Below are 11,002 nucleotides of genomic sequence, written 5' to 3'. Positions count from 1 at the left end.
CCCGGGTGTCCCCAGCCCGATCGACCCGTGGCGATCGGGCCGCGCCGGCCCTGCGCGGGGCGCGGCCCTTTCCCTGTCCCTAGATGCGGACCGGGGAGCCCTGTGTCAGTCAGGCGGAAGGGTCGTTGATGTCACGCGCCAAGCCTGCGACGGGAATGTCGTCCCGCCACCGGGCCCGAATGCCGGTCCGGTCAGTCGACGAAGGCCTTCTCGATCACGAACCGGCCGGGCTCGGAATTGGAGCCTTCGGTGAAGCCGGCGGCCTCGCAGAGCGCCTTGTGGTCCTGCAGCATCGCCATGGAGCCGCAGATCATCACCCGGTCGGTGGCCGGATCGAGGGCGCCGCCCACCGCTTCGGCCAGGCGGCCGTCGCGGATCCAGTCGGTCATGCGGCCCGCATGCGGGCTCGCCTCCCGCGTCGTCGTCGAGATCAGGGTCAGCTTGTCGCCCACCATCTCCGACAGGAGCTCGTCCCCGGCGATGCGCTGGATCAGATCCTTGCCGAAGCCGAGCTCCGCCAGCTCGCGGCAGGTGTGGGTGAGCACCACCCGGTCGAACTTCTCGTAGGTCTCGGGGTCGCGGATGATCGAGGCGAAGGGCGCGATCCCGGTCCCCGTGGAGAAGAGGAAGAGCCGGCGGCCGGGCAGGAGCGCGTCATGGACCAGCGTGCCCACCGGCTTCGGCCGCATCACGATCTCGTCGCCTTCCCGGAGATGCTGGAGCCGCGAGGTCAGCGGCCCGTCGGCGACCTTGATCGAATAGAACTCCAGCTCCTCGTCCCAGGACGGCGAGCAGATGGAATAGGCGCGCACCAGCGGCTTGCCCTCGACCATCAGCCCGATCATCACGAACTCGCCCGAGCGGAAGCGGAATCCCGCCGGCCGGTCGCAGTTGAACGAGAAGGTCTTGTCCGTCCAGTGGCGGATGTTGCGCACCTTCAGCAGCGTCATGCCGCGCAACGCCTTGTCGACAACCTGGTCCATGTTCCTCGACTCCCGGAAAACGCGCCGCTCTTACACCGAAGCTTCGCCCGGCGAAACCCCGGCAGCGCTTTTTGCGCCCGCGGCCCACGGTCCTCGCAGCCGACGCCCGTTTGGCCCGCGGCCCGGGTGTCCCCAGCCCGATCGACCCGTGGCGACCGGGCCGGGCAAGGCGCCACCGGAGCCTCGCTTTCTCGGTCCGGGGGAAGGCTCCGCGGGCCGCGCGGGGCGCGGCCTTTTCACTGGCCCGAGGCATGGTCCGGGGGCGCGCGCGACGTCGGTCAGGCGCCCGGAGGTTGCCGTCGCTCCCAGCCTTCCGCGGTGCGGAGGAATTCCGCCGCCCCGCCGCGCCGGAAGCTCCGGGCATCGGCGCGGGCGGTGAAGCGCTCGACCGTGACCGCAGCCGGCAGGATCGTCAGGAGATTGAAATCGTTCTCCTCGCCGCGCAGCCGCGTGGAGAGCCCGGTGCCCGCCTGGATCAGCAGGCTGCGCGCCTCGCCGATGCGCAGGGCGGCCGGCTCGGCGCGCCAGGCATGCAGATGCCCCGAGAGCACGATATCGGCGCCGGCCCGGGTCAGCGCCTCGATCCCGCGGGGCGCATGCTTCATCAGCGTCTTCGGCTCGCCCGGCAGGTGCTCGAAGGGGTGATGCACCACCACGATGCGGGTGGCTAGCCCGGCGGCGGCGAGGGCAGTGGCGGCGCGGCGGGTGGCGCTTCGGCCGATCCGCCCGCGCTGCCAGGCGAGCGGATCGACGGTGTTGATCCCGACCACCGCCAGCTCCGCGTCCACGAAGCGCGGCTCGAGGTCGCGGTCGATCCAGCGGCGGTAGCGGCGGAACGGATCGACCAGCCGCGAGGCGAGATTGCCGAGCGGGATGTCGTGGTTGCCCGGGATCGCCAGCCAGGGCGCGTCGAGCCGGTCGAGGAACCGCCGCGCCTCGGCGAACTGCCGGTTGCGCGCGCGCTGGGTGAGATCGCCCGAGACCACCACCAGATCCGGCGCCGCCCCGGCGATCGCCGCCAGAAGCGGGTCCAGCAATTCCGGACGGGCGCGCCCGAAATGCAGGTCGGAGAGATGGACGAGGCGCCGCATGGCGGGCGTCAGCCCGGCCCGGCGGGCACGATGACACGCAGCGCCTCGGGCCGCATCGCGAAGCGGAACGGCCCGGTCATGCGCTCGCGCTCGCCGTCGCGCGCCACCAGCCGCCGCCGGCGGCGCATCTCGACCCGGACGTCACGACCGCAGATCAGCTCGAAATCGCGCGACGGCTGCAGGCTGCGGAAGGCGAGCCGGACGGCGGTGCCGAGCAGGTCCAGCCGCGAGCAGTCGGGGGCGACGAAGACCGCGAAATCGCCCGACCGCACGCGATCGGCGCCCTCGAGCTCGAAGAGCTCGAGCTGGAAGGCGTTCTTCGCCACGAAGACCAGCGGCGTGCGGAAGGCGCGTGTCGCGCCGTCGACGGTGATCGCGACGTCGAGGGAGGAGCGGAAGCGGACGAGCGTGGTCAGCACCGACCAATAGGCCGCGATCCGGCTGCGCCCCCAGCGGCGGTAGACCCGCTCCCGGCGGAACAGGATCGCCGCATAGGCGCCCAGGCTCGCGTTGTTGAGAAAGACCCGGCCGTTGACCTCGCCGACCGGGATGGCGCGCTCGTGGCCTTCGGCCAGCACCCGCACTGCCGCCTCCAGATCCTCGGGCAGATCGAGCGAGCGGGCGAAATAGTTGAAGGTCCCGAGCGGCAGCACGCCGAGCCGGGCGCCGGTGCCGGCGAGCCTTGCGGCGATGCCGCAGATCGTGCCGTCGCCCCCGGCCGCCACGATGGTGGGCACGCCGGCCTCGAGTGCCCGCGCCGTCTCGCGCGCGATCATGCGGCCGCCGTGCACCACCCGGAGCGAGAAACGCCCCGGATAGCGATCGAAGAGCGCCGTCAGCTCCTCGACCTGCGCCCTTTTCGAGCGCTTGCCGGAGCCGGCGTTCAGGATGACCCTGATGTCGCCGCCCGCGGAGCCGGTGGCCGGATCGGCGGTGCCGGCCGTCATCTCGGCGCTCCCGCCGGCCGGGCAGGCGCCCGGGGATCCGCTTCGCCGGCGGTTGCGGGGCGCAGTCCGGGCAATGTCATTGACCTTTTTCCCGATCCGTATTATGTCACGCGCACAATCGAGAGTCCCGATCCGGGGACTCGGGCCGCGCTGGAACCTGCGGCCGCAACGCCGCAAGTCAACAGCACGAAGGCAGCATGACCAGTTTTTCCGATCTCTCGCTGGACCCGCGGGTCCTGCAGGCCGTGAGCGAATCCGGCTACGCCACCCCCACCCCGATCCAGCAGCAGGCGATCCCGAGCGCGCTCGAGGGCCGGGACGTGCTCGGCATCGCCCAGACGGGCACCGGCAAGACCGCCGCCTTCGTCCTGCCGATGATCACGCATCTGAGCAAGGGCCGCGCCCGGGCGCGCATGCCGCGCAGCCTCGTGCTCTGCCCCACCCGCGAGCTCGCCGCCCAGGTGGCCGAGCAGTTCGAGAAATATTCCGCCCATGTGAAGCTCTCCATGGCGCTGCTGATCGGCGGCGTCAGCTTCAAGGACCAGGACAAGCTGATCGACCGGGGCGTCGACGTGCTGATCGCCACGCCCGGCCGGCTGCTCGATCATTTCGAGCGCGGCAAGCTGATGCTGACCGGCGTGCAGATCATGGTGGTCGACGAGGCCGACCGCATGCTCGACATGGGCTTCATCCCCGACATCGAGCGCATCTTCAAGCTGGTGCCCTTCACCCGGCAGACGCTGTTCTTCTCGGCGACGATGGCGCCGGAGATCACGCGCATCACCCAGGAATTCCTGCACAACCCGGTCCGGGTCGAGGTGGCGCGCCAGGCGACGACCTCGGAGACCATCGACCAGTTCGTCTGCCGCCACAAGCCGGCGCGCAAGGACAGCGGCGCGAGCGAGAAGCGCGAGCTTCTGCGGCGGCTGATCCGCGCCGAGGGCGAGGGGCTGACCAACGGCATCGTCTTCTGCAACCGCAAGGTCGACGTGGACGTGGTGGCCAAATCGCTGAAAAAGCACGGCTTCGACGCGGCCGCCCTTCACGGCGATCTCGACCAGTCGGTGCGCACGCGGATCCTGAACAGCTTCCGCGACGGCGAGCTCAAGCTCCTGATCGCCTCCGACGTCGCCGCGCGCGGGCTCGACATCCCGAATGTCAGCCACATCTTCAATTTCGACGTGCCGATCCATTCCGAGGATTACGTGCACCGCATCGGCCGCACCGGCCGCGCCGGGCGCTCGGGCAAGTCGATCACCCTCTGCCTGCCGCACGAGGCCAAGTATCTCGACAAGATCGAGGAGCTGGTCAAGAAGACCATCCCGCCGATGGAAAGCCCGCTCGCCCGCCCCGAAACCGCGGCGGCCGAGGCGACCGCCTCCGAGCCGCCGGAACCCGCGGAGGAGCCGCGCGAGGCGTCCCGTTCCAACCGCTCCGGGCCGCAGCGGCCCGAGAAGCGCGCCAGGACCACGGCGCCCGCCGCCGAAGGTCGGGCCGCTCCCGAGCAACGCCGCGGCCGCGGTCGTGGCGGCCGCTCCGAGCCCGCCACCCCCGGCATGGGTGATCACGTCCCGGCCTTCCTGATGCGCGAGCTTCGGGTCGCTTCCGAGCCCGAGGGAGAGACCGCGGAGGCAGCGCCGGCCGAGACGCCGCGGCCCGCTTCCCGACGCGGCGCCCGGACCAAGGCCGAGCCCGTCCCGGCCACACCCTCCGCCGCATGATCGAGCCGCGGCTGACCGGTCAGCGAACCGCGTGCGCGGGCATCACGCCGCGCCCGGCCACAGTGCCCGACACTGCCGACTCGCTTAGTGAAATCAGAGCATCAGAAGCGCGTCGTCCGCAGGCGTCGCATCGCCGGCAGTAACGCTCAACGAGTAGGTTCCGGTTCCATCGTCTAGCTCTCTGGCCACGATATAGTAGGTTCCGCTCGCCGCAGCCGTATGAACCAGCTGCGAATCGAGCGAGCCGCTGTCGTCGTTCTCATCGACCCAGTTCCCGTCGGCGTCATAGAGGATTAGGTAGGGATCGTGCAAGGTTCCGAGGCCGCTGTCTTGCCCCTGCAAATCGATCGTGTACGTCTCGCCTAAGGTGAACGTGATCGCGAACCAGTCCTCGTCGTATTCGCGTTCAATCTCGCCGGTGACGGATTCACCCGCGGCGATCTGGCCCGCTGTCGAGGCGTCGTTGCCGTAGTCGTCGCTGAACGCCTCCGCGGCCACATCGAGCTGGTAAGACCCGGTAGCATTGCTCGACGCCGAGATGAAATACGTTCCCGAGGTGTAGGCATAGTACTGGAGCTGCGCGTCACCGTCTTCGTCGTCATCGTAGCCGTCCGTAATCCAGTTGCCGTCGGCATCGTACAGCGCCAGATAGGGATAATTCAGGGGTACCGAACCGCCGGACCCGCCGGCGAGATCGACGGTATAGCGCTCGCCTTGGGTGAGCGTGATCTTGAACCAGTCATTGTCTCCATTGACCTCGAAGCTGCCGGTTTGGGTTTGTCCGGCGGCGATGCTTCCAGTCGTGTTCGTGCCACCGGTGTAATCGTCCTCGTACCATTTGATCTGGCTGTACACGTCCCCTGAATAGCCGGTCAGCTCGATGTCGTGGTAGGTGCCGAAGGTGTACCAGCTCACGTAGGTATTGCCGCCGCCCTCCCAGATGCTGAAGCTGCCGCGCGCCGGCTCGCTCCCCCAGCCGTGATAGAAGAGCACGTCCACCGCGGTGAGATCGATCATGTCGTCCACGCCGAAGTCGGCGATCACGTCCGAGCGCGGACCCGCCGTGGCGTCACCGGCGTCGAGGTCGTCGAAGCGGAACACGTCGGCGCCGGCGCCGCCGTACATGACGTCGCGGCCGAGGCCGCCGTCCAGGATGTCGTCCCCGTCGCCACCGTAGAGCGTGTCGTCCCCGGAGCCGCCGAACAGCAGGTCGTTGCCGCCGCCGCCGAGCAGCGTGTCGCTGCCATGGCCCCCGTAGAGCCTGTCGTCGCCGGCCCGGCCCTCCAGCCTGTCATTGCCCTGGAACCCGCGGATGATGTCATCCTCGGCCCCGCCCAAAAGCGTATTGGCACCAGAGTCTCCCGTGATGATCGCCATGATTCCCCACCCTCCGAAATTGCGGCACCCTCGGGTGCCGCGAAGCTACAGGTACCGCTGGAACGGACGAGCCCAGGAACGCCGCCAACACGCCTTCGGCACAGTCAGGCCCGAAACCCGATACAACCCAGCGCGAGAAAAGGTGCGATCACTGATCGCTTGCCGCATCTATCAAGTGATATAGGCGCAAGAATATTTCCGGTCCCGACCGCGGCCGGTTCAGGTCGGGAGCGTGTCGATCCGGATGGGCTCTGCCCCCGCGAAGCTGCCGGATGCCTCGATCAGGTCGAAGACGTCCCGCCACCGGGTATAGGCCAGAAGCTGCCCCTCGTCCGGATAGCCGATGTAGCGCCAGGCCGGATAGAGCGCGCAATAGTCGCGCGCAGTCTCGCAGGGGGAGTTTCCATCCTGCTCGCCGTGGATGAGCGTCACCGGACAGGCAGGACGGCCGAGTGGTTCCGGCCAGTCCTGGTGAACCAAAGCAAGCTCGGCCGAAAACGCCACGTCCGATGGACCACCGGCGGCGAACATGTAGGTTACGCCCGCAACGACCGCTTCGGCGATTTCGGGATCCGCGAAAGCGCGCGCGTCGGACGCAGAGCTTGCATATGATCCGCCAAGGTAGCGTTCGACGCCATGCCCGAACATTGCCACCCGGAACGCTCGAGTCAGGAAAGTCAGCGCCTTCGGCTGATAGCGAGCACAGGCGCGGAAAATTCTGGCGGGCGGAAAGAGGCGACGATACTGCTCGTCGCTCCGTATCGGAAAAGAAGACCCGAGCCCGAAGACATGGCGCACCCTCGCAGGCTCTGCCTTCGCCAGCATCAGCGCAAGCCGGATGCTGTCGTCGGGGGCGACCACGGGCGCGTCGGAAATCCGCAGCTGCGCCATGACGGAGCCGATGTCCGCGGCCGCGACCTCGAACGGATTGCGCCCCTTTGGCGCCGGATCACTACCGCCATAGCCTGCCCGGATCGGCAACACCACTTCGAGCCTCCGCCTAGCCAGGTCCTTTTCGGCCGAACGGGGCAGGCGAATGCGCCCGTAGAAGGACTGCATCCAGAGTATCGGCCGCCCGCCGGGGGTACCGAAGCGCATCACCTCGACCCGCCGTCCGTCGGGCATCCGTAGGAAGCGCCGGTGCGGCTCGGGCGCCAGCTGAACCGGACGCGGCCGCGTCTGCACCCGCATCGAATCCATCAGCATCATCGCGAGCCGCACGGCTTCCGCCTGGTTCCGCGTCTCGGTCTTCTGGAGGATCGCGTGAATCTGCGCGCGAATGGTGCCCCGGCTCCGCCCGGTGGCCTCGGCGATGCCCGTGACGGTGGAGCCTCCCGTCAGGAGGCGCAGCACCTCGACCTCGGCAGGGGCCAGATCGAACACCCGGACCAGCAGGCGCGAGATATCCCCGGACCAGGCCTGCTCGCTGGTGACCGCCAGAACGAGCGGTCGCGCCCTCCCGCCCTGAAGGGCCCTGAGATGGACCTGAATGACCCGATCGGGGCCCTCCGGCCGCAGCCGCACGACAACCTCCCGGACGGCGCCCGCCCCCGCGACCTCGGCGATCCGCTGCACAAATTCGGCGCAGGTCGCGACGTCGAGCGGCATGGATCGGATCGTGTCGCCGGGCGTCAGCCCGAAGGCGGCGCGCGCGGCATCGTTGGCCGCGATCACCTCCCCGTCCTGCGTGAGCACCATCGACGCGCCGGAAATCGACGACAGCGTCTCGCTGAACTGTTGCCGCTCCGCCGCCCGGAGGCTCTCCAGGATCCGTACGGCACCGGCCACCTGGCGCGCGAATTCCGAACCGGCGGCGCCGGTCAGCCAGATGACCCGATCCGGACCGGAATCGAAGATCCGCTCGTCCCACAATGCGATCAGATCCCTCAGACGTTCCGGGCTGACCGATACGTCGAGAAGGCTTCCGACCAGATCCCGGGACCGGACCTTGTTCTCCAGGGCGCACCTCCGGAGAGATGGTCTCATCAACCCTTGGTCGATTCAAGACGGGACCTTGCGCCTGACCCCCGGTGCTGACCCTGCCCTCAGGCCTCGAGCCGGCTGATCATCACGCTGCAGACCGGCTTCTTGCCGATCGCGTCGTCGCAGGTTTTCGAGCAGCTGCGCAGGATCAGCTCCTCCAGCGCGTCGTCGTCGGCGATCTCCGCCTTGCGGGCGCGGGCGAGCACCCTGCCGATCTCGGCCTCCAGCGTGCCCTCGATCCCGTCGCGCAGCCGCGGGTCGTCGGGAAGGCCGGTGGCCTGGACCCAGACGTCGCCGAGCGGCCGCCCGTCCTCGTCGATCACCACGCTGACCGCCACATGGCCGCGGATCGCCATGCGGATGCGGTCGCGCACCACGCCGTCGGTCGCGCCGATCAGTTCCGAGCCGTCGAGATAGAGCCGCCCAGTCTCGATCCGCTCCACCACCGCGGGCGCCTCGCCGGCGAGGTCGAGCATGGTGCCGTTTGGCGCCACCACCGCCGCGGTGCCGCGGGATTCGGCGAGCTCCGCATGGGCGGCCAGATGCCGGTGCTCGCCATGCATCGGCACGATGGCCCTCGCCCGCACCAGGTCGTGCATCGCCTCCAGATCCGGCCGGTTCGGATGGCCCGAGACGTGGTAGCGCCCGTCGCTGTCGTCGATGGCGCGCACGCCCTTCTCGCTCAGCTGGTTGAGGATGCGCGCCACGCTCACCTCGTTGCCGGGGATGGTCTTGGAGGAGAAGAGGAAGGTGTCGCCCTTCTTCAGCTCGAAGCCCATGTACTTGCCCGCGGCGAGCTGGGCCGTGGCGGCGCGGCGCTCGCCCTGGCTGCCGGTCGCGAGCAGCATGAGCCGGTCGCGCGGAATGCCGTCGGCGTCGAGCGGGTCGATGGTCTTGGGGAAGTCCGCCAGCACCTCCGCGGCATGGGCGGTCCTGAGCATCGTGTTCATCGCCCGGCCGAGCACCACCACCTCGCGCCCCGCCGCCTTGCCCGCCTGCGCCAGCGTCTTCAGCCGCGCGACGTTGGAGGCGAAGGTGGTCGCCGCGACCAGCCCCTCGGCGCCGCGCACCAGCGCGGTGATCGGTGCCGCGAGCGAGGCCTCCGAGCGGCCGGGGTGCTCGGAGAAGACGTTGGTCGAATCGCAGACCAGCGCCTTGACGCCGGCATCCCCGATCGCCCGGAAGGTCGCCGGCTCGAAGGGCTCGCCGACCAGCGGCGTCGGGTCCACCTTGAAGTCGCCGCTGTGCAGGATCCGTCCCGCCGGCGTGTCGATCACGAGGCAGGACGCCTCGGGAATGGAATGCGACACCGGCACGAAGCCCACGGCGAAGGGACCGGCATGGGTCACATGCGGCCAGGCGTCGGCCTGCCGCACCGCGCCGGTGTCATGGCCCGAGCGCTCCATCTTGCCCTTGGCCAGCGCCGCGGTGAAACGCCGCGCATAGACCGGCGCCTTGAGCCGCGGCCAGAGGATGCCGAGCGCGCCCACATGGTCCTCGTGGCCATGGGTGATGAAGATCGCCTCCAGCCGGTCGGCGCGGGCCTGGATGAAGGACGGATCCGCCATGATCAGCTCGACGCCCGGGGTCGAGGCCATGTCCGGAAAGGTCACGCCGACGTCCACGAGGATGAAACGCTCGGCGTCCTTCGGCCCGAAGCCGTAGAGATACATGTTCATGCCGATCTCGCCCGCGCCGCCGAGCGGGACGTAGATCAGCCGGTCCTTTCTGGCCATGTCTTCCGCGTCACTCCATGTTCATGCGATCGATGAGCACCAGGCCGTGAATGGTCAGCTTGGTGTCGATCACCTGCAATACGTCCGTGCCCTGGGCGAAGAGGGTGCTGAGGCCGCCGGTGCCGATGACGGTCATCGGCCGGTCCCGCTCGGCGCGGATGCGGGCGCAGATGCCCTCGACCAGCCCGACATAACCCCAGAAGACGCCCGATTGCATGCAGGCGACGGTATTGGTCCCGACCACGCGCTCGGGCCTGGACACGTCGATGAAGGGCAGGGCCGCGGCGGCGTCGTGCAGCGCCTTGAGCGAGAGGTTCACGCCGGGCGCGATCACCCCGCCCTCGTAGGCCCCGTCCTCGCCCACCACGTCGAAGGTCGTGGCGGTGCCGAAATCGACCACGATCAGGTCGCCGCCGTAGCGGTCGAAGGCGCCGACGGTATTGACCAGCCGGTCGGCGCCGACGTGGGTGGTGGGATCGACCCGCGGCGGCGGCCCGAGATTGACCTCCGGCTTGCCGACCACCAGCGGGCGGGTGTGGAAATAGCGGTCGGAGAGGATCCTCAGGTTGAACACCACCTGCGGCACCACCGAGGAGATCACCACCGAGCGCACCTGCGGCCTGAGCCCGAGATTGGCCATGAGCTGCTGCAGCCAGACGAAATACTCGTCCGCCGTGCGGGCGCGCTCGGTGCTGCAGCGCCATTCGGCGACGATCTCCGTGCCGTCGTGCAGCGCGAAGACCGTGTTGGTGTTGCCGACGTCAATGGCGAGCAGCATGCGGCGCCTCCCCGGCCGAAGGGTCATGGCCGAACTGGATCTCGGCCGCCGGCAGGCTCACCCGCCCCTGGGGCGTGACGAGCACCAGCGCGCCGCTCTCGTCGATGGTCTCGAAGCGCCCGCCGATCTCGCGGCCGGGCAGCCGTGCGGTGACCGTCTCGCCGAGCCGCGCCGCACGGGCGAGCCAGGCGGCGCGCAGGGGCGCGAAGCCCTCCTGCATGAGCCGGCGCTCCCAATGGGCGACCGCCGGCGCCAGGAGGTCGAGGAAGGCCTCCGGCGCGATCGAGACGCCGGCCCCGCTCAGGAGGTCCACCGGCTCCGTCGCCCCCGGCTCCACCTCCGCGGCAGCGGGCGCCGCGGCGAGGTTGACGCCGATGCCGATGGCC

8 protein-coding genes and 1 pseudogene are annotated in these 11,002 nt (G+C 69.4%); 1 reads left to right on the top strand and 8 read right to left on the bottom strand.

What is annotated here, in order from left to right; genetic code table 11:
• Positions 1-191 precede the first annotated feature (191 nt).
• From V7050_RS12825 to V7050_RS12815, 3 genes are all read right to left on the bottom strand, one after another.
• Entirely contained in the window at positions 192-983 is a 792-nt protein-coding gene (locus V7050_RS12825) for a ferredoxin--NADP reductase (protein ID WP_324368618.1), read from the bottom strand.
• 278 nt (positions 984-1,261) lie between these two features.
• Positions 1,262-2,074: a metallophosphoesterase family protein gene (locus V7050_RS12820; protein WP_324368620.1), complete on the bottom strand. Its 813-nt coding sequence runs from the start codon at positions 2,072-2,074 to the stop codon at positions 1,262-1,264.
• An 8-nt stretch (positions 2,075-2,082) separates the two neighbouring features.
• A complete protein-coding gene (locus V7050_RS12815; RefSeq protein WP_324368622.1) occupies positions 2,083-3,021 on the bottom strand; it encodes a diacylglycerol/lipid kinase family protein in 939 nt (312 codons plus the stop codon).
• A gap of 197 nt (positions 3,022-3,218) precedes the next feature.
• On the opposite strand from V7050_RS12815, the gene V7050_RS12810 reads away from it, so the two are divergent.
• Positions 3,219-4,742 (top strand): DEAD/DEAH box helicase, encoded by a 1,524-nt coding sequence (locus V7050_RS12810; RefSeq protein WP_324368624.1) that lies wholly within the window; start codon positions 3,219-3,221, stop codon positions 4,740-4,742.
• A 93-nt stretch (positions 4,743-4,835) separates the two neighbouring features.
• On the opposite strand, the gene V7050_RS12805 is transcribed toward V7050_RS12810, so the two are convergent.
• From V7050_RS12805 to V7050_RS12785, 5 genes and pseudogenes are all read right to left on the bottom strand, one after another.
• Positions 4,836-6,119, bottom strand: coding sequence for a DVUA0089 family protein (locus tag V7050_RS12805; RefSeq protein ID WP_324368626.1), 1,284 nt, complete (start codon positions 6,117-6,119; stop codon positions 4,836-4,838).
• 219 nt (positions 6,120-6,338) lie between these two features.
• Positions 6,339-8,105 carry a LuxR C-terminal-related transcriptional regulator gene (locus V7050_RS12800; RefSeq protein WP_324368628.1) on the bottom strand — a complete coding sequence of 589 codons (1,767 nt, stop codon included), beginning with the start codon at positions 8,103-8,105 and terminating at the stop codon, positions 6,339-6,341.
• A 59-nt stretch (positions 8,106-8,164) separates the two neighbouring features.
• A complete protein-coding gene (locus V7050_RS12795; RefSeq protein WP_324368629.1) occupies positions 8,165-9,838 on the bottom strand; it encodes a ribonuclease J in 1,674 nt (557 codons plus the stop codon).
• A gap of 10 nt (positions 9,839-9,848) precedes the next feature.
• Positions 9,849-10,616: a type III pantothenate kinase gene (locus V7050_RS12790; RefSeq protein ID WP_324368631.1), complete on the bottom strand. Its 768-nt coding sequence runs from the start codon at positions 10,614-10,616 to the stop codon at positions 9,849-9,851.
• A pseudogene (locus tag V7050_RS12785) lies at positions 10,600-11,002 on the bottom strand (hypothetical protein); the annotation flags it as partial. The pseudogene V7050_RS12785 and the gene V7050_RS12790, both read right to left, overlap by 17 nt.

The organism is Amaricoccus sp. (assembly GCF_036846665.1).
In the GTDB taxonomy this organism is placed as follows: Bacteria; Pseudomonadota; Alphaproteobacteria; order Rhodobacterales; family Rhodobacteraceae; genus Amaricoccus.
Note: the sequence above shows the minus strand (reverse complement) of the source record. Positions and strands in the feature narration are given on the sequence as shown.

Excerpts from the sequence above, each read along its gene's own strand:
- V7050_RS12805 (WP_324368626.1), bottom strand. The coding sequence starts at position 6,119 with ATGGCGATCATCACGGGAGACTCTGGTGCCAATACGCTTTTGGGCGGG.
- V7050_RS12815 (WP_324368622.1), bottom strand. The coding sequence starts at position 3,021 with ATGACGGCCGGCACCGCCGATCCGGCCACCGGCTCCGCGGGCGGCGAC.
- V7050_RS12790 (WP_324368631.1), bottom strand. The coding sequence starts at position 10,616 with ATGCTGCTCGCCATTGACGTCGGCAACACCAACACGGTCTTCGCGCTG.
- V7050_RS12810 (WP_324368624.1), top strand. The coding sequence starts at position 3,219 with ATGACCAGTTTTTCCGATCTCTCGCTGGACCCGCGGGTCCTGCAGGCC.
- V7050_RS12825 (WP_324368618.1), bottom strand. The coding sequence starts at position 983 with ATGGACCAGGTTGTCGACAAGGCGTTGCGCGGCATGACGCTGCTGAAG.
- V7050_RS12800 (WP_324368628.1), bottom strand. The coding sequence starts at position 8,105 with ATGAGACCATCTCTCCGGAGGTGCGCCCTGGAGAACAAGGTCCGGTCC.
- V7050_RS12795 (WP_324368629.1), bottom strand. The coding sequence starts at position 9,838 with ATGGCCAGAAAGGACCGGCTGATCTACGTCCCGCTCGGCGGCGCGGGC.
- V7050_RS12820 (WP_324368620.1), bottom strand. The coding sequence starts at position 2,074 with ATGCGGCGCCTCGTCCATCTCTCCGACCTGCATTTCGGGCGCGCCCGT.